This is a genomic window from Brachybacterium endophyticum (assembly GCF_003130585.1).
GTDB classification, from domain to species: Bacteria; Actinomycetota; Actinomycetes; order Actinomycetales; family Dermabacteraceae; genus Brachybacterium; species Brachybacterium endophyticum.
The window spans coordinates 23862-41779 of sequence record NZ_QFKX01000006.1 but is presented as its reverse complement, the minus strand read 5'-3'; the positions used below and the strand labels follow the sequence as shown (position 1 = coordinate 41779).

Sequence of the window (17918 nt, the reverse complement as noted above, 5' to 3'; positions counted from 1 at the left end):
AGGTGAGGCGAAGGCGGAGCGGGGCGGCGGGGTCAGCGGCGTGTGCCGCCGGTCCCGCCGCCTCGGCGGTCCGTGCTTCCCGCGTTCGCATCGTTCTCGAAGGGCAAGGGGGTCGCGCGCACGAGCATCAGCAGCACCACGAACGCTGCGATCGCCAGCAGCAGGCCGACCCCGCCCGCAACCAGGATGTTGGCCCGCAGCATGCTCGCGGAGACCAGGGCCTGGAACAGCTGCCAGGTGATGCCGAAGCCGAGCCCGAAGCGCCCTCGTCGGAACAGGGAGTAGGCGGCGATGCCCACGGCGAGGGCGAACAGCAGGATGAAGACCGCCAGTCCGACTGCGAGGGAGGCGCCCACGTCCTCCGACCCCACGCGCGAGAGCATGAAGACCCCGAGCGCAGCGAGCGCCAGGGTCTCGACCGCCAGCAGAACGGTTCCCAGACGCCGGGTCGCGGGCCGGTCGGCGGTGCCCGGCTCCTGCGGGGCGGAGGGCTTTTGTGAGGTGGAGGCCATGAACGGCACTCTATCGACAGCCGCCGCAGGATCGATCGGCTGCGGGCAGGCCGGTCCGAGCGTTCGCGGTCGCTGTGGGAAGTCCCACCCAGGAGCCGAGCGAGGGCTCTTGTGGCTCGGCGGGCGTGCTTGAACAATGGAGTGAACCCAGGATCGGCCGCGAGGTACCGGTCCGCCCGTAGATCCGTTCGCCCCTCACGAGGCGACCACCCGCCGCGCCGCGGCTCACGAGCCGCTGCGGGGTGACCCGGAAAGTGAGTAACAGATGGATTGGCGCCACCGCGCGGAATGCCTGACCCAGGACCCTGAGCTGTTCTTCCCGATCGGGAACACGGGTCCCGCGATCACCCAGATCCAGGAGGCGAAGGCGGTGTGCCAGCGCTGCGAGGTCATGACCTCGTGCCTGAAGTTCGCCCTGGAGTCCGGCCAGGACTCGGGCGTCTGGGGAGGCCTGTCGGAGGACGAGCGCCGCTCGCTCAAGCGTCGTAACGCCCGCGCGCGCCGCGCCGGCTGAGCTCCCTCCCCCACTCCCGCAGTCTTCACGCGGCGGGCGGTCCCTCGGGCCGCCCGCCGTGTCATGTCCGACGCCGGTCCGCTCCCGGACTCAGGCGCTCGCCGGATCGACGCTGACGGGGTCCAGGTAGACGTCGATCGTCGCCTGTGTCCCGCCTTCGGGGCGGTTCTCCCAGGTGAGCGCACCGCCGAGCTCCCCCTGCACGAGCGTCTGGGCGATGTTCGTGCCCAGCCCCGTAGGCTGCGTGGACCGCATCCCGGCGCCGTCGTCCTCGATGTGGATCACCAGGTGGCTGCCGGTGCGCTCGGCACGGATCATGAGCGTCCCGCCGGTCTCGGAGAGCCCGTGCTCGACGGCGTTCGTCGCGAGCTCGGTGACCACGAGGGCGAGCGGTGTCGCCTCCTCCGGTCGCACCGGGCCGACCTTCCCCGCTCGCTCGGTGCGCACCTCGACCTGGTGCGGGTCGGCGCCCTCGGTGCCCGCGGCGTGCACCGAGGCGCTCGCGGCGTCCACCGCGAGGCGCAGGCAGCGCTCGATCACCTCGTCGAAGAACACCGCCTCCTCGCTGCCCTGCAGCATGGACTCGTGCACCAGCGCGATGGTGGCCACGCGACGCTGCGCCTCGGCGAGCGCGTCGCGGGCCTCGTCGGACTTCATGCGACGGGACTGCAGGCGCAGTAGCGCCGCGACGGTCTGGAGGTTGTTCTTCACCCGATGGTGGACCTCCCGGATCGTCGCCTCCTTCGTGATCAGCTCCCGTTCGCGGCGCCGCAGCTCGCTGACGTCGCGGACCAGGATGATCGCCCCGCTGCGGGCACCACCCTCGGTGAGCGGGATGGCGCGCAGCGACAGGGTGCCGCCGCGGGCCTGCATGTCCGAGCGCCAGGCGGCGCGGCCCATCAGCACCAATGGCAGCGACTCGTCGACGGGGGCCCGGGTCTGCAGAAGCTCGGTGGTGAGCTCGGCGAGGGTGCTGCCGGTCATGTCGCCGGCGATGCCGAAGCGGTGGAAGGCCGAGAGCGCGTTGGGCGAGCCCCAGATCATCACGCCCTGCGCATCGAGCTCCACGATGCCGTCCCCCACACGGGGTGCACCGCGCCGGGGCGGGATCGGGGCGCCCGCGATCGGGTACGCGCCCTCCCCCATCATCCGCAGCAGACGCTCTCCCAGCTCGTGCTGGCGGACCTCGTTGCGGCTCGGCTCGGTGCTGCGCACCGGGGTCTCGATGGCCAGCGCCCCGATGGTGCGGCCGTCGTGGCGCACGGGGGCGAGCTGCCGCAGCGCCTCCTCGCCCTCGCGCAGGATCGCCGTGGCCTGCTCGGGAGGGGCACCGCCCTCGAGCACGGTCCGCACGCACGAGGAGTCCTCCGCGCCGGCCATGTCGCCGACCGGGTCCTCGTAGTAGACCGTGGGGCCGGTGGAGGGGCGACAGTGGGCGACCGCGAGGGCGCCGTCAGGTGTCTGCACCCACAGCACGAGGTCCGCGCGCAGCAGGTCGGAGAGCAGTCCCCAATCCCCCACCAGGAGCTGCAACCACTCGGAGGTCTTCTCGTCCATCCCGGGCACGTCGGAGAGGTATTTGGCGAGGCTCGGCATGCGCACCAGGATAGGTCCTCGACCGGCTGCGTCCGACATCGGGCCGAGCCGCGGGACCGCCCCGTCGCGGAGGCGACGAGCAGCCGACTCTGCTGGCATAGTTGGGCACCCACGGGCCGCGCGGCCCGGACCGAGCCCACCAGGAGGATCCGTGCGACTGAGCGAGACCATGAACCTGCCGCTGCCGACCGACGGCGTCGCCGAGATGTACGCCGACCCCGGCTACGCGGAGGTCCGTGCGCAGACCCTGCACGCCCGCTCGGGTCGTGCGGAGGTCTCCGGGGAGGCGAGCGGTGAGTTCACCGTCAGCACCACCCTCGAGCTGACCACTCAGGGCATCCCCGACATCGCCCGTCCCTTCGTGGGCCAGAGCGTGAGGATCACCGAGGTGCAGACCTGGGAGGCCCCCGCGGAGGGCGGTGCACGCCAGGGCACGATCGAGCTCAAGGTCGAGGGCACGCCGGCATCGATGAGCGGCCACCTGGAGCTGCGTCCCGACGGCGACGACGCGTCGGTCGTGCGCATCGACGGCGAGCTGACGGCCAAGGTCCCGCTGGTGGGCGGGCGGCTCGAGAAGGCCGCGAAGCCGTACGTGACCAAGGTTCTGCACGCCGAGGAGCGCTCGGCGAAGTCCTACCGGGACGCCGGGTCCGCCTGATTCAGCGCGCCGTGCTCGCGTAGTCCAGGGCTGCGCCGAGCTCGACCGCGTCGAACCACAGCAGGGCGGGATCGGTGTCGTCGGCCTCGGCCCCGGCGGCGTCGAGCTCCGTGGCGTGGGCGCTGACGATCCGGAGCGTCTCCTCGCTCGTCAAGCGCAGCCCGAACGCACCCGCCTCGTCGCCGGCTCCTGCGAGGGCACCATCCGGCAGGTCCCCGGCGAGCACGACGGCGCGCTCGGTCGGCGCGACGTCCTGGAGCGCGCTGAAGACGGCATCCTGCAGGGCGTCGTACTCGAGCTCCTCGAGATCGACGTCGGGACGGTCGGTCCGTGCCTCGTCACCGACGCCCCAGACGATCCTGTCGGCCGCAAGCGGCAGACGGGTCGTCCCGGAGCGCAGCACGGGGGCGTCATCCACGGTCACGGGCACGAAGATCCTCATGTGCCTCATCCTGCCATGGCGCTCTCACGGGCCGGCTCGCTCGTCACGCCCCCGCCGGTGTCCTCCGGGGGTCGCAGGGCCGCGGCGAGGTCCCGCAGCGCTCTGCGCAGGGCGCTGCGCGGAGCGGTCTCCGCGAGCAGCGCGCCGTCCCAGGCGGCACGTCGGCAGACCGAGGAGTCCTCGGGGAGGCAGGTCACCGAGGCGGCCGGCAGTCGCCCCCTGATGAGCTCGGTGACACGGGCGGCGTTCGCCGGTGGCCCCACCCTGTTCACGACCACGTGCATCTCCCCGACTCCCAGTTCCCCGAGCCGGTCCCGCTCCCGCGCCAGGCGGGTGATCGAGATCGGGTCGGCCGAGACCACGGCGATCACCGTGTCCGCGCGGGAGAGCGCACTCAGCGCGGCGGCATTGCGCTGCGGGGCGGCCGTGTCGTAGCTGAGCTCCTCGTCCTCCTCCAGAGGAGCCCCGACGTCGGCGACGACGATCCCACCGCGGCCGCGCAGTCCCGTCCAGACGTCGTCGAGGGAGGCGCGGTGGACCTCCGCCCAGCGGGCGGGGACGCCGATCCCGCTGAGCAGGTGCAGGCGACCGCGCGCCGAGGGCAGGAGCGCATCGAGGGTGTCGGCGTCCAGGGTGTCCCGGGCGGCGGCCCGGCAGGCGGCGACCAGGCCCGGTGATTCGTCGAGGACGCCGAGCATCTGGCTGAGCGCGGGGTTGTGGGTGTCGGCATCCACCAGCACGGTCCCGGTGCCGGCGTCGGCGAGCTCGGCGGCGAGGTTGGCCGCCACGGTGGAACGCCCGGGCGCGCCACCGGGGCCCCAGACCGCGAGCAGGGGTGCCGGAGGGACCCGGTGCTCGTCGGCCTCGTCGCCCTCCCCCGCGTCCTGCACCCACGGCTCCTCGGCTCCGGAGGCGCCCTCCCCGCCGATCGCCCTCTCGCACGCCTCGAGAAGCTCGGGGAGCGAGGCAGAGGCATCCACCACGGTCCGCAGACCCAGGGACGTGCGCGTGGCCGCGCCCTCCTCGGACCGCAGACCCACGACGGCGGTGCCGGCACGCAGCAGATCGGCGGCGGCGTCACGATCCAGCCCCCGGACGCCGAGGTCGATGACGACCACGTCGCCGATGCCGGCCGCGGCCACGGCCGTGGTCTCGGCGAGGTCCGCGCAGCGACGGACGATCCTGGCACCGGATCCGGGCCCGCGGGCGACGTCGTGGACGATGCGCACCTCGTCGCGACCGGAGGCGCACAGGACGATGTCGATCACGAATCCAGGCCCTTCTCCCCCGGGACGCCGATGACGTCGATCCGGTCCCCGGAGCCGAGGGCCTCGAGCACGGCGGGTAGCTCGTCGGAGGGGACGAGCACCTCGATGCTCATCGAGCGCATGCCCAGCGTGCTGCCCTCGAAGACGCGCCGCACGGTCGCGTCCTGGACGAGGTTCTCGGCCAGCGCGTCCTTCTCCTGGTCGTCCGCCTCGGTGCGCCACAGCTCGACCGGGCGCCCTGGCCCCACGGCGTCGGCGACCGCGCTCTCGACGGGGATCACGACGGGACGCAGGTCCTCGCCGCCGCCCTGCCCGATCACGGAGACGGGCAGCAGCTCGCCGGGATGGACGGACTGCAGCGCGGTGGATCCTTCGGGGATGTCCTTCGGCGCTCGCGCGTACCCCTCCGCCTGCTCGCCCAGCCGCACCTCCGCGGAGGTGAAGGAGCTCGCGGTGAGCTCGTCACCGACGACGACCTCGTCCTTGGCGATCAGCACCGTGGTGGTCGCCGAGGCGCGGGAGGCCAGCAGCGCGCCCAGCAGGACGCTGAGCACCACCAGCACGATGCCCACGAGCAGCCGGGGATCCTTCCAGCGCGGCCGGCGCAGGCGCATCAGGGTGGGGGCAGCGGGCACGGTCAACACCTCCGGGGAGCGGGATGCGGACCGGCGGGGACTCGGGGAGCCGATCCACAGGCCAGAGGCTACGGCACCCTCGAAGCGCCCGCCCGGGAACGGGGGGATCCTGTGGACGGAGGCCGACGCGGGGGTCTCGGCCACACGGTGCACCCGGAGCGCGAGCAGCGGTGCCACAATGGAGTCCTTCCCTCCTGAGGAGACGCATGACCCCGCGCTTCATTCCGCTCTCGGACGTCGCCGAGCAGCTGTCCATCTCCGCGTCCCAGGCATACGCCCTGGTGCGCTCCGGTGAGCTGCGCGCCATCAAGGTGGGCGGCCGCGGTCAGTGGCGGGTCGAGCTCAGCGCGCTGGAGGAGTACATCGAGCGTTCGTACGCCGCCACGGAGTCGCTCCTCGAGCAGGAGCGCCTCGGCACCGACGCCGGGTCCCGCCGCACCGACGCCTGACACACCAACGGCGACGGCGACGGCGATCAGTCCCGGCGTTCGGCGCTGAGGACGAGGACCGCCGACAGCAGGATCGTCACCCGACGCGCCGATCCTTCGGCGAGCCTGTCCCCCGTGGCGAGCAGCCGCAGGTCCATCGCGTCCTGCCCCACCGCGGCGATGTGCCCGCGGAACTCTCCTGCCTCGGTCGCGACCTGCACGACCACGCGGTCCCGTGCGAGTGAGCGCAGCTCGTGCCCGAGACCGGACGGACGCAGAGGACCAGGTGCGGCCTCACGCACGCGCGCCGCCAACGATTCGATCATCACCAGCGCACCCAGCGGCACCCATGCCGAGCGGGAGTCCGGCGCGATCCGCATCCTCACCCAGTCCGCGCCCACCTCGGCGAGCTCGCCCTCCACCAGCGCACCGCCGCGCAGGCGGAGCCCGAGATGCGCACCGACCGCTCCGCGCAGTCGATCCATCACCGGGATCTGAGAGAGCTCGGCGCGCGTGAGCTCCTCGGTGACCGCGCGCCTCTCCTCGCTCTCGAGGTGGTCCATGCGCGACTCGAGGTCCTCGAACATCCGCTCCAGGCTCATGAGGACACTCTAGGCGGCGCACGCCGCACACTTGCGAAGCACATCACACCGCGGTATCTTCCCTCACATCGCAGCAAACACCATCAAACTGCATCTAACGCGAAGAACGGCACCGCAGCCTGTTCCCTTCGCACCGGTGCCCCAGGGGGAGACGATGACCAGCACCTCTCGACCCGTTCCCGCGCCTCGCCGACCACAAGGCATCCGCGGCGCGGCCACGATGCTCGTGATCTCGGCGCTCAGCGCGGGCGTCGGCCTCGTGCTCGTGCTCGCCGCGCGCACGCTGCTGACGATGGAGCGATCGAGCTTCGGCACGCAGGCCCTGATCGTCCTCGTGCTGCTCACGGTCGCCTGCGCGGGAGTCCTGCTGTGCGCCTACCTGGCCATGGTGCACGCGATGGCGGGCGTCCTGATGCTGATCGGCCCCCGAGCACCCGGCGCCGGAGCGCTGCTGGGTGCACTGCGGGTGCTCGCCCCTCGCCTCGCCGTCCGCGCGCTGACGACGCTCGCGGTGACGACGACGGCGGCCGGCCTCCTGGCAGGCCCGGCCCAGGCGCACACGCCCACCGCCTCCGCCCCGATCCCTGCAGCAGAGGTCTCCCGGGCCACACCGCTCATCCGTCTGCCGGACCCCGTGGACGAGGACCCCGAGGCGGGCGCCCATGACGATGCGGGGCCGTCCGAGCGTCGAGCGGCACTTCCCGTGGAGAAGCGCGGGGCCCCTGAGCCGGCCGCCCCCTCGGCCACTCCCTCGACCGCTCCCGCGGACGGCTCGGGCGACGAGGACCTGCCCGGGCTCGGCTGGGACGAGAGCCCGGCGACCACGGACGACGCCGCGCCTCACGACGACTCATCTCAGGACACCGCCGCGGCGCCCTCGCCCCGGACGTCCGAGAACACCTCCAAGAACGCCTCCGGACACGACGATCCCGAGCCCCGTGACGGCGGGGGCGACGTCCGCACGGTGACCGTCGAGGAGGGTGATTCGCTGTGGTCGATCAGCGCCGACCTCCTGGGCGACGACGACGTGCCCACCACGGACATCGCCGAGGTCTGGCCCGACCTCTACACCGCCAACGCCGAGCGGATCGGACCGGATCCCGCCCGCATCGAACCGGGCCAGGAGCTCACCGTCCCCGCATCCCTCCCCATCCCCCAGGAGAAGTCATGACGACCGCGAACAACCTCGTCCCCACCGACCAGCAACTCGCAGCGGGGCTCGACCCGCGCGACCCCGAAGCCGGCCTGCGACTCGTCGAGGGCGTGGCCCGATGCGCGGTCGAGATCGTGCGGGACAGTCGCCCCGTCAGCACTCTCTCGCGGGTGGTGGCCCCCGAGGTCTCCGCCTACCTGGCGCGCCGCGCGGCGCTCACGCGCCGGATCCGCGGACTGACCGGGCGCGCCCCGAAGGTACGCCTGGCGATCGCGGGCGTGCGCACCTGCGTCGTGACCGAGAAGGTCGTCGAGGCGAGCGCCGTGGTGCGCGAGCCCGATCGCGCCCGGTTCCTCGCGATGCGCTGGGAACTGCGGCACACCGGCTGGCGGGTGACCGTCCTCGAGATCGGCTGACGGGCCGCGGGCGGACTACCGCTTGGCGCGACGTCCCCGCGCCGGACCCTTGCCGCCTGCGGAGGGACGACGCGAGTCCGAGGTCTTCCCCTCGCTCTTCGCCCCCTTCTCCGCACGGCGCTCCTGCTTGGCGAGGCGCCGGCGCTCGGCCCGCGAGAGCGACGAGGTGTCACGGGCCTCGGATCCCTCGGCCGAGGAGTAGCGCAGGTCGCGGGCGCTCGGCCCGTCGTCCAGTCCCTTCGCGCTCAGCGTGACGCTCGGGGCCCGGGAGGCCTCGTCCGACTCCTCGGACGACTGCGCAGCCGCCTCGGGCTGCTCCGCCTCGGCCCCGTCGTCCGTGACGTCGGCGCCCTCCGCCGACTCGCCCGTCGCCGTGTCGCCCGTCGCCGGGGTGGTCAGGCTGTCGGCGTCGGCCTCGTCCGCCGGCACCGCCCGCGATGCCGCGATGGCGCCGCCGGCCCTGGTCACCAGGTCGCTGACGGCCTGCGGGACGGCGGGCGCGGGCTGGACCTGCACCTCGAGGTTGAAGATGTAGCCGACGGCGTCCTCCTTGATGCCCGCGATCATGTCGCTGAACATCAGGTGGCCCTCGCGCTCGTACTCGATGAGCGGATCGCGCTGGGCCATCGCCCGCAGCCCGATGCCCTCCTTGAGGTAGTCCATCTCGTAGAGGTGCTCGCGCCAACGCCGGTCCATGACCGACATCAGCACGCGTCGCTGCAGCTGGTCCATCGCCTCGTCGCCGAGCTCGGCGCGGCGGTTGTCGTAGGCCAGGTGGGCGTCGGAGAGAATCTCCTCCTTGAGCGTGGCGGCGTCGAGGTTCTCCTTGCCGCCGTGCTCGTCGATCAGCTCCTCGGCCGTGATCGAGACGGGGTAGGTGGGCCGCAGGGTCCCCCACAGCTCGTCGAGGTCGACATCCTCGGGCGTGACCCCCTGGGTGGCGCCGTCGACGGCTCCGCCGATGACCTCGTCGATGTAACGGCGGACGTGCTCGTCGAGCTCCTCGCCCTCGAGGATGCGCGAACGCTCCTCGTAGATCTTCTTGCGCTGCTTGGTCAGGACGTCGTCGTACTTCAGGACGTTCTTGCGGATCTCGGCGTTGCGGGACTCGATCGAGCCCTGGGCACGCTGGATCGCCGAGGACACCATGCGACCGGTCAGCGGCACGCCCTCGTCCACACCGCCGCGGGCCAGCAGCGACTCCGCGGCGTTCGCGTTGAACAGCCGCATCAGGTCGTCCTGCAGGGAGAGGTAGAAGCGCGACTCCCCCGGGTCACCCTGACGCCCGGAGCGGCCACGCAGCTGGTTGTCGATGCGCCGGGACTCGTGGCGCTCGGTGCCCAGCACGTAGAGACCGCCGACCTCGGTGACCTCGTCGTGCTGGGTCGAGACCTTGTCCTCGGCCTCGGCGATCGCCTCGTCCCAGGCCGCCTCGTAGGCCTCCGAGTCCTCCTCGGGATCCAGGCCCCGCTGCTTGAGGGCCTCGTGGGCCATGAACTCGACGTTGCCGCCGAGCATGATGTCGGTGCCGCGGCCGGCCATGTTGGTGGCGACGGTGACGGCGCCCTTGGCACCCGCCATCGCGACGATCCCCGCCTCCTGGGCGTGGTTCTTGGCGTTGAGGACCTCGTGGTCCACGCCCTGGGCGGTCAGCAGCTTCGAGAGGTACTCCGACTTCTCGACGCTGGTGGTGCCCACGAGGACCGGCTGGCCCTGGTGGTGGCGGGAGACGATGTCCTCGACCACCGCGTCGAACTTGGCCTTCTCGCTGCGGAAGACCTTGTCGACCTGATCCTTGCGGATCATCTCCTTGTGGGTGGGGATCGGGACCACGCCGAGCTTGTAGGTGTTCATGAACTCGGCGGCCTCGGTCTCGGCGGTGCCGGTCATGCCCGAGAGCTTCTCGTAGAGCTTGAAGTAGTTCTGGAGGGTGATGGTGGCCAGGGTCTGGTTCTCGGCATTGATCTCCACCCCCTCCTTGGCCTCGATGGCCTGGTGCATGCCCTCGTTGTAGCGGCGCCCGGCCAGGATGCGGCCGGTGTGCTCGTCGACGATGAGCACCTCGCCGTTGAGCACCACGTAGTCCTTGTCCTTCTTGAACAGCTCCTTGGCCTTGATGGCGTTGTTCAGGAACCCGATCAGAGGGGTGTTCAGCGACTCGTAGAGGTTCTCGATGCCCAGGTGGTCCTCGACCTTGTCGATGCCCGACTCGAGCACGCCGACGGTGCGCTTCTTCTCGTCGACCTCGTAGTCGCGCTCGCGACGCAGCAGCTGCACGACCTTGGCGAACTCCGAGTACCACTTGTTCGCATCACCCGAGGCGGGCCCCGAGATGATCAGCGGCGTCCGGGCCTCGTCGATGAGGATCGAGTCGACCTCGTCGACGACTGCGAAGAAGTGCCCGCGCTGGACCCGCTCCTCGGCGCTCAGCGCCATGTTGTCGCGGAGGTAGTCGAAGCCGAACTCGTTGTTCGTGCCGTAGGTGATGTCGCAGGCGTACTGCTCGCGGCGCTCCTCGGGCTGCTGGCCGGAGATGATGCAGCCGGTGCTCAGGCCCAGCGCCCGGAAGACGCGGCCCATGATGTCGCTCTGGTAGCCCGCGAGGTAGTCGTTGACCGTGACCACGTGTACGCCCTTGCCCGCGAGCGCATTGAGGTACGCGGGGAGAGTCGCCACCAGGGTCTTGCCCTCACCGGTCTTCATCTCGGCGATGCGACCGCGGTGCAGGGCGGCCCCGCCCATGATCTGGACCTCGTAGGGGCGCTGGCCCAGGGTGCGGCTGGCCGCTTCACGCACGGCGGCGAAGGCCTCGACCTGGATGTCGTCGAGGGTCTCGCCGTCCTCGAGCCGTTCGCGGAAGCGCTCGGACTCATCGCGCAGCTCCTCGTCGGTGTAGTCCTCGTAGATCGAGGCCGCGTCGTCGACGCGACGGGCGATCGTGGCGAGCCTGCGGACCTCTCGGCCTTCGCCGGCGCGCAGGATCGTGTCGAAGAGGTTGACCACTCGTGCTCCTCGTGGGCGGATCGGGGTGCTGGCCCGGGTCGGGCGCGGCGCCGCCCCATCCTACGTGCCCCATCCTTGGAACGCCGTGGGTCAGAGCACACGCTCCGAGAGGTCCGTGCCACCACGCTCGGCGACGGCCGTCGCCAGGGCCGGGGCGAGATCGCCGACCTCGTGGATCTCGATCGATCCCAGCCCCTGCCAGCGCGCGGCCCGAGCGAGCTCCTGGGCGAGGGCGGAACCGATCCTCTCCGGGCCCTGCATCTTCTCGTTCTTCCGCATCGCCGGCAGCGGCTCGAGGTGGGCCTCGCGCACCTCGAGGACCCCGCGCCGACGGTCGCTGCGCAGGTCGACGCGGGCCATGATCCGGTCGTCCAGCAAGAGGGGCAGCGCGTAGTAGCCGTGGGTGCGCTTCTCTCGCGGGGTGTAGATGCCGATGCGGTAGTCCACGTCGAAGAGGTCCCGCAGACGGGGCCGGTGGAAGGCGACGGGATCGAAGGGACTCAGCAGTGCGGCGGCGCTGACGGGGGCGGGGCGCGGCGCCCCGTGGTGCAGGAGCATCGTCCTCTCGCCCCGCGGATGGCGCACCGTGACCTCGCGCAGTGTGCCCTGGTCCACCATCCTCCCCAGGTGCGGGGTGACCTCGGCCGCACGCAGGCGGAAGTAGTCGGTGATGTCGGCCGGGGTCGCGATGCCCAGGGCGGCCGCTGCGAGCTCGGTGAGTCGGGCGTGCGCGTCCTCGGCGTCGCGGGCCTCCTCGGCACCGGTCTCCGCCTCGAGCCGGTCTGCGTCCCCGGACGGCGCGGCCCTGGTCCCTTGGGCGGGCAGGTCGTAGAGGCGCTCGAACTGGGCGCTGCGGCCCACGCAGTCCAGGCGTCCCGAGCGGAAGAGGTACTCGACGAGCCACTGCGTGTCCGAGCGCCGCCACCCCCATCCCTTCTCGGGCCGCTCGTGGTCCCCGAGGTGCCGGGCGAGACCGGCGGCGCTGATGGGCGCGTTGCGCCCGATCTCCGTCAGCACCCGGTCGATGACCCCGGGATCGGATCCGGCGGCACGTCGCACCGCGCCCCAGTCCCGTGTCGCCGCGCGTCGGCGACGGAAGTCCAGCAGGTCGTGGACCTCGAAGGTCGTGTAGGCGGCCTCGTGGGCGAGGGCCTCCTCCACCAGCCGACCGCGGCCCGGCCGGCTGGCACGGTCCAGCACGCTCGTGTCCCAGCAGCCGCGGCGCGTGAACACCGGCATGTGGTGAGCACGCGCGAAGACGCTGACCGAGTCGATCTGGAGCAGGTGGGTCGTCTCGAGGGTCCGACGCAGGCTGCGCCGGCTGCGCGCGGCGTCGACGGGCTCCTCGGCGCGGGCGCCCCCGATCCCCTGCGCACGCAGGGCGATGCGTCGGGCCGCCGTCCAGCTGAGTCGATCGGACATGGGGTGATCCTAGGTGGGGGCGGGGACGGACGAGCGGGGTTGGAGGGTCCGGGAGGGCAGCGTCGGGTCTCCCTCACGCGGCTCCGCCCGCCGCGCAGGGCGACGGGCGGAGCGATGGGGGTGGACGCTGAGTGCGGCGGTCCTCAGGCGGACCGCGCCACGAACTCCTCCTCCACGGTGTCCTCGACGTCGGCCTCGCCCTCGACGCGCTCGAGCTCGATCACGCCGTAGTGCCATCCTCGGCGGCGGTAGACCACCTTCGGGTTGCCGGTCGCCTCGTCGATGAACAGGAAGAAGTCGTGGCCGACCAGCTCCATGCGGTTCAAGGCGTCGTCGATGCCCATGGGCGCGGCCTTGTGCTTCTTCTCGCGGATCACGACGGGGCTCGCATCCGCCTCGTCCTCGCTCGGGGCCGGCGCGGGGGCCTCGTCCGCCGAGGCGGCGGCGACGGAGTCCTCGGGGAGCAGCGGGATCTCTCCGGTCATGCCCGTCGTGCGCACGCTCTCGGCACCGTGGCCCTTGCCGCGCCCACGGCGATGGTCCTTGCGGCGGTCGCGGGCGCGGCGCAGGCGCTCCAGCAGCTTGCCGTAGGCGACGTCGAGTGCGCCGAAGAGGTCATCGGCACGAGCCTCCGAGCGGATCACGGCGCCGTCGTCATGCACCGTGAGCTCCACGCGTGATGCCTGCTCGGACTGGCGCGGGTTGCTCTCCTCCGAGAGCTCCACGTCCACCCGCATGACCGCGGGCGCGAGCTGGGTGACCTTCTCGAGCTTCTCCGACAGATGGCGGCGGAAGCGCTCCGGGACGTCCATGTGGCGTCCGACGACGTTGATCTCCATGAGGTCCTCCTCGTTCAAACAGATGCGGCCGCCGATCAGCCCGGCCGCTTCGGCTGGTCCGACTGCCACCTCCTGATGCGAGGGATCCACTCGTCCATCGCGAGTGTGACGTACAGCATGGCACGGATCCCCGTGCGGCGTCAGGGGATGGTCCGAGGGGCGGGCATCCGGGCCGCGGCGAGCACGACGGCGCCCTTCACGTCCACGCCGATCCCGGCGAGCCCCTCGACGCACGAACGCAGGGTCGCACCGGTGGTGACGACGTCGTCCACCAGGATCACCGGGGCCCGGTCCCGGCGCGTGCGTGCCAGCGCACGCGGAGCGGGGTACAGGTGGCGGGTGCGGCGCTGACGCGCGCTGCGGCCCTTCTGCCCCTCCCCCGTGCGCGCCGTCAGCCGCTCGAACGGCAGCCCGGTGCGCCGGGACAGCGTGGCCGCGAGCAAGGCCGTGTGGTCCTCCCCGCGTCGCAGCCGCGCCGAGAGACGACTGGGAACCGGCACCAGCATCGCCTCGTCACCGTCGGCCACCGCCTCGACGGCCGGCGCGAGACCGCGGGAGATGGCGGGGACGAGATGAGCCCGGCCCCCGTTCTTCCAGGCCAGCACCAGATCCTGCAGAGACCCCGCGTACTCGCCGAGCGCGTGCACGGGCAGCAGCGAGGAGTGATCGACACCCACCGGCTCACCCACGGGTCCTTCACGGACGCGCGCGGCACTCACCAGCTGCAGTGCGTCACAGGCGGCATCGACACGGACGGGGGTCGATGCGAGCAGCGCCGCGCAGTCCGCGCACAGCAGGCGTCCCTCGGCGCCGCAGGGGCAGACCAGCGGCACGAGCAGCCCGCAGGTCTCCCGCAGCACGGCCGTCAGTGCGTCTCTCATCCCCTCAGCACAGCACCGGAGGGCCCCGCGCACCTGTGTCGCGCTCGCGATGTGGAGATCGGGCGTCGGGGAGGAACGGTCCTGAGGGAGAGCGGCCGGCAGGAGCGGGGAGCAGGCGCGGTCAGCAGGCGCGGTCAGCCGGGTTGGTCAGTAGAACGCGGGGTCGATCGCCTGCAGGTCGACATCCCCCCAGGACGACCCCTCGACCCGCAGCAGGCGGCCGTCGGACGTGCACGCCCAGACCGCCACGGTCATCCCGCTGCCCACCACCCAGTCGATGGTCTCGGGCGGCGCGGGCAGACGGTCGCCGTCCCCCTGCAGCTCCATCACCTGGGCGCGCAGCGCCCCGCTCTCGGTGTCCTCCCCCAGCAGCAGCACCGAGGACTCGTCGTACCAGGTGGCCTGGCGCAGCGACCCCAGCGACGTGCTCAGCTGCACCGGCTCGCTCAACGAGAGCGGGACGCCGTGCTCGTTGCGCACCACGGCGCACAGGTCCAGGCGCGGATCGCCGTCCTCGCGCGAGAGCACGAGCGCACGGGTGGCATCGGCGGCGAGGTCGAAACCGACGAGGCGACGACCGGAGAGCCAGGACGCCCCGACCTTCGCGTCGTCGTCGGGCCGGCGACTCGACAGCGCCAGCAGCGCGGCCGAGGTCACCGTCGTGGGCGCCCAGACGTACCCCGCGTCGTCGATCCGCGGCGGCAGCAGGTCCGGCCCGACGGCCACCTCGCGCCGGTCGACGCTGTCGTCGCTCGAGCACAGGATCACCGCCGCGCTGTCCTTGCGCAGCGCCGCCACCAGCGGCGAGGCCTGCGAGAGGGCAGGAGCGCGCACGGACTCCTTCGCGAGCGCGGGCACCAGCTGATCGGCGTCGGCGGCGCTGATGTCGGCGAGCGAGATCACCCCGGTGCGGCCGGCGGCGATCGGTCGATGGCCGGGCAGGGCGCGGGTGGGGCCCTTGTCACCGGGGTCGGCGTCCTTGCCGTCGGCGAGCATGCGCACGTCCGAGAGCGCGGGCACGGAGCGCAGGGTCGCCTGGATCTGTGCGATCGCGACCCTGCGCCGGCCCGCGCTCAGCGAGGTGATGGTGCCCGGCAGGTCGAGCTGCAGGATCCCGTCGCCGCCCGCGCTGACCGGGGCGGAGGACAGATGTGCACCATCGGGGATCACGGTGCGCACCGCCTTGACCAGAGGATCGGCGGGGCCCTCCTCGAGAGCGGCGAGGGCGGCCGCGGTGACCTCCCGGGCGAAGAACCAACGCGGATCGGGCACCAGGTGCAGCAGGCGAGGCTCGGGGAAGTACAGCCGCGCCGCCCGGAACAGCAGCGAGAAGGCGGAATCGGAGAGGAAGATCCCGTCGGGCGGGCGGCTGATGCGCCACTGGCCGTCCTCCTTCGTCACGCCGAGCTCGACGGTCCGCGCGCTCGGGGAGCCGTGCAGGGTGCGGACGCCGGAGCGGTCCACCTGGCCCATCGCCTGCACCGTGAGGGTCACGGTGCCCTCGTCCTCGGCCGAGACCGCGAGCTCGTCCCCGGCCGAGTACAGCGTGACCCCCGCCCGGGGATCCCAGCTGCTGCGGGCCTCGTCGCTGAGGTACTTGCGGGCGACGCCGAAGTCGTCCTCGGGGCCGACCCCGGCGAGCACGAACCCCGAGACGATCTCCTCGGGGGCCGCGCCATCGGCCGGGGGCTGCGGCTGGACGTAGGGGACGTCGGGATTGGCGGCGCCCGAGAGGGACTCGTGGTGCACGCTGCCGGCGGCCGGGATGCGGGCGCAGCTGGCCAGCACCGCGGAGACGGCGATGGCGGCCCCGCCGCGCACGAGGGCGCGGCGCGACGTCGGGAGGTGATCAGGCATCGTCCGCCTCCTGGGCACTGGTCGAGCTCAGCAGCGGGAGGGCGTCCGCCCGCACCGGCTCCTCCACGGTGACGGTGCCGACGCTCGCCTGCCCCCGTTCCGGTCCCGTGAAGGAGCGTTCGAGGGCGAGCGGGGAGCGCACCAGCTGGGTCCCGGGGCGCCGCGGGAGGGTCAGGCGGAACACGGCACCCTGCCCCTTGCGACCCCACGCCTGCAGCCAGCCGTCGTGCAGATGGGCGTCCTCGAGGGAGATCGCCAGTCCCAGGCCGGTGCCGCCCAGGGTGCGGGCGCGCGAGGGATCGGCGCGCCAGAAGCGTGCGAAGACCTGCTCGGCGTCGTCCGGGCTGAGCCCCACCCCGAAGTCCTGGACGACGACCGCGACGGCGTCGTCGTCGGCCCCGGTCCGGACCACGACGGGCCGACCGGCGCCGTGCTCGATGGCGTTGGTCAGCAGGTTGCGCAGCACCCGCTCGATGCGGCGCGGGTCCATCACCGCCTCGGTCGACCTCGAGGAGAGCACCACGTCCAGCAGCGAGCCGCGCGAACCGGCCAGCGGGCGCGCGTCCTCCGCCGCCCGCATCACCAGGTCGCCCAGATCCATCGGCCGGGCCTCGAGCACCGCTGCGCCCGCGTCGAAGCGGGAGATCTCCAGCAGGTCGGCCAGCAGGGTCTCGAAGCGACGCACCTGGGCCGACAGCAGCGTCGTGGTGCGCGCGAGATCCGGGTCGAACTGCTCGCGGTGGTCCTCGAGCACGGCGGTCGCCATCCGGATGGTGGTCAGCGGGGTGCGCAGCTCGTGGGAGACGTCCGAGACGAAGCGCTGCTGCACACGGGAGAGCTCGGTGAGGTCCTCGATCTTCTGCTCGAGGTTCGTGGCCATCGCGTTGAAGGACCGCCCCACCTTCGCGATCTCGTCGCTGCCGCTGGTCTCGACCCTGCTGCCGAGGTCCCCGGCGGCGATCTTCTCCGCCGCGCTCGCGGCCCGCTGCAGGGGCGAGGTCACCAGCCGCGCCACCACGATCGCGATCCCGACCACCAGCGCCAGCATGACGGCGCCGCCGCCGAGCATCGCGCGCTGGACCAGGACGAGGGTCTGCTGCTCCTGCGAGAGCGAGTACAGGAGGAACAGGTCGTAGGTGCCGCTGCTGGGGACGACCACACGCGTGCCGACCAGCAGCTGGGGCTCGACCGTCCCGGAGGCGTCGGGACGGCCCACGCTGCGCCACACCAGGGAGTCCGAGCTGGAGGCGACCTCGGAGCGCAGATCGGAGTCCACGAGATCGAGCACCGCGCGGTCCGAGGCGATCGTCGAGGTGGAGCTGGTGGTGTCCACGGGCACCAGGGCGGCGTCCCGCCGGGTGCCGCTGTCCGTGCTGCGCAGACCCTGGACGAATCCCGCGGCGGCGTCCTGGGCCTGGGTCGAGGTGGCGCCCGCGGTGCCGTTGAGGGTCTCGGAGAGGTTCAGGCGAATCGTCGTGGACTCGTCGAGCACCTGCGCGCGACGCTGCTCGTAGAGGCCGTCCGAGATCACGGAGGAGAGGTAGGTGCCCACGGTGAACACGGCGATCGCGGAGAGCACGATCGTGAGCACCACGACCCGTACGGCGAGAGTCCAGCGCCGGGGATCGATCAGGTGGCGGGGATCCGTCCGACGCACCGCCCCCAGCAGGCCGGACGCCCGGCTCATGGCAC

General features: G+C 72.3%; 17 protein-coding genes. 5 read left to right on the top strand and 12 right to left on the bottom strand.

Annotation, left to right across the window (positions count from 1 at the left end):
* Nucleotides 1–32 precede the first annotated feature (32 nt).
* The gene (locus DEO23_RS13915) at nucleotides 33–512 is read right to left on the bottom strand and encodes a hypothetical protein (protein ID WP_109276634.1); all 480 of its coding nucleotides are present in this window, start codon (nucleotides 510–512) and stop codon (nucleotides 33–35) included.
* 265 nt (nucleotides 513–777) lie between these two features.
* Here DEO23_RS13915 and DEO23_RS13910 point away from each other — a divergent pair, with 265 nt between their 5' ends.
* Nucleotides 778–1026, top strand: coding sequence for a WhiB family transcriptional regulator (locus tag DEO23_RS13910; RefSeq protein WP_109276633.1), 249 nt, complete (start codon nucleotides 778–780; stop codon nucleotides 1024–1026).
* A gap of 90 nt (nucleotides 1027–1116) precedes the next feature.
* On the opposite strand, the gene DEO23_RS13905 is transcribed toward DEO23_RS13910, so the two are convergent.
* A complete protein-coding gene (locus DEO23_RS13905; protein WP_109276774.1) occupies nucleotides 1117–2622 on the bottom strand; it encodes a sensor histidine kinase in 1506 nt (501 codons plus the stop codon).
* Between the two features lie 151 nt (nucleotides 2623–2773).
* Between DEO23_RS13905 and DEO23_RS13900 the strand changes: the two genes are divergently transcribed.
* On the top strand, nucleotides 2774–3280 hold the full coding sequence (locus tag DEO23_RS13900; RefSeq protein ID WP_109276632.1) for a DUF2505 domain-containing protein: 507 nt from the start codon (nucleotides 2774–2776) through the stop codon (nucleotides 3278–3280).
* Between the two features lies 1 nt (nucleotide 3281).
* Here DEO23_RS13900 and DEO23_RS13895 read toward each other — a convergent pair whose 3' ends face one another.
* From DEO23_RS13895 to DEO23_RS13885, 3 genes are read right to left on the bottom strand one after another with little or no spacing between them, the layout of a single operon-like run.
* Nucleotides 3282–3722: a DUF6912 family protein gene (locus DEO23_RS13895; RefSeq protein WP_109276631.1), complete on the bottom strand. Its 441-nt coding sequence runs from the start codon at nucleotides 3720–3722 to the stop codon at nucleotides 3282–3284.
* A gap of 5 nt (nucleotides 3723–3727) precedes the next feature.
* On the bottom strand, nucleotides 3728–4990 hold the full coding sequence (locus DEO23_RS13890) for a CpaE/TadZ family protein (RefSeq protein ID WP_109276630.1): 1263 nt from the start codon (nucleotides 4988–4990) through the stop codon (nucleotides 3728–3730).
* Nucleotides 4987–5625, bottom strand: a complete 639-nt coding sequence (locus DEO23_RS13885; protein ID WP_240613422.1) for an SAF domain-containing protein — start codon at nucleotides 5623–5625, stop codon at nucleotides 4987–4989. Before DEO23_RS13885 ends, DEO23_RS13890 begins: the two co-directional genes overlap by 4 nt.
* A 206-nt stretch (nucleotides 5626–5831) precedes the next feature.
* Between DEO23_RS13885 and DEO23_RS13880 the strand changes: the two genes are divergently transcribed.
* Nucleotides 5832–6074: a helix-turn-helix domain-containing protein gene (locus DEO23_RS13880; protein WP_109276629.1), complete on the top strand. Its 243-nt coding sequence runs from the start codon at nucleotides 5832–5834 to the stop codon at nucleotides 6072–6074.
* Nucleotides 6075–6100: 26 nt separating this feature from the next.
* Here DEO23_RS13880 and DEO23_RS13875 read toward each other — a convergent pair whose 3' ends face one another.
* Nucleotides 6101–6655 carry a hypothetical protein gene (locus DEO23_RS13875; protein WP_133249883.1) on the bottom strand — a complete coding sequence of 185 codons (555 nt, stop codon included), beginning with the start codon at nucleotides 6653–6655 and terminating at the stop codon, nucleotides 6101–6103.
* 154 nt (nucleotides 6656–6809) lie between these two features.
* Here DEO23_RS13875 and DEO23_RS13870 point away from each other — a divergent pair, with 154 nt between their 5' ends.
* Nucleotides 6810–7826 carry a LysM peptidoglycan-binding domain-containing protein gene (locus DEO23_RS13870; protein ID WP_109276627.1) on the top strand — a complete coding sequence of 339 codons (1017 nt, stop codon included), beginning with the start codon at nucleotides 6810–6812 and terminating at the stop codon, nucleotides 7824–7826.
* Nucleotides 7823–8224: an Rv3235 family protein gene (locus DEO23_RS13865; protein WP_109276626.1), complete on the top strand. Its 402-nt coding sequence runs from the start codon at nucleotides 7823–7825 to the stop codon at nucleotides 8222–8224. The genes DEO23_RS13870 and DEO23_RS13865 overlap by 4 nt, the downstream gene beginning before the upstream one ends.
* A gap of 15 nt (nucleotides 8225–8239) precedes the next feature.
* On the opposite strand, the gene secA is transcribed toward DEO23_RS13865, so the two are convergent.
* From secA to mtrB, 6 genes are all read right to left on the bottom strand, one after another.
* Complete coding sequence (gene secA, locus DEO23_RS13860; RefSeq protein ID WP_109276625.1) at nucleotides 8240–11227, bottom strand: preprotein translocase subunit SecA; 2988 nt, start codon at nucleotides 11225–11227, stop codon at nucleotides 8240–8242.
* A 90-nt stretch (nucleotides 11228–11317) separates the two neighbouring features.
* Nucleotides 11318–12649 (bottom strand): winged helix-turn-helix domain-containing protein, encoded by a 1332-nt coding sequence (locus DEO23_RS13855; RefSeq protein ID WP_109276624.1) that lies wholly within the window; start codon nucleotides 12647–12649, stop codon nucleotides 11318–11320.
* A gap of 143 nt (nucleotides 12650–12792) precedes the next feature.
* Complete coding sequence (gene hpf / locus DEO23_RS13850) at nucleotides 12793–13488, bottom strand: ribosome hibernation-promoting factor, HPF/YfiA family (protein ID WP_109276623.1); 696 nt, start codon at nucleotides 13486–13488, stop codon at nucleotides 12793–12795.
* 140 nt (nucleotides 13489–13628) lie between these two features.
* A complete protein-coding gene (locus DEO23_RS13845; RefSeq protein WP_109276622.1) occupies nucleotides 13629–14369 on the bottom strand; it encodes a ComF family protein in 741 nt (246 codons plus the stop codon).
* 147 nt (nucleotides 14370–14516) lie between these two features.
* Nucleotides 14517–16226, bottom strand: coding sequence for an LpqB family beta-propeller domain-containing protein (locus DEO23_RS13840; RefSeq protein ID WP_109276621.1), 1710 nt, complete (start codon nucleotides 16224–16226; stop codon nucleotides 14517–14519).
* A complete protein-coding gene (gene mtrB / locus DEO23_RS13835; RefSeq protein WP_109276620.1) occupies nucleotides 16219–17913 on the bottom strand; it encodes an MtrAB system histidine kinase MtrB in 1695 nt (564 codons plus the stop codon). Before mtrB ends, DEO23_RS13840 begins: the two co-directional genes overlap by 8 nt.
* Between the last annotated feature and the right edge of the window lie 5 nt (nucleotides 17914–17918).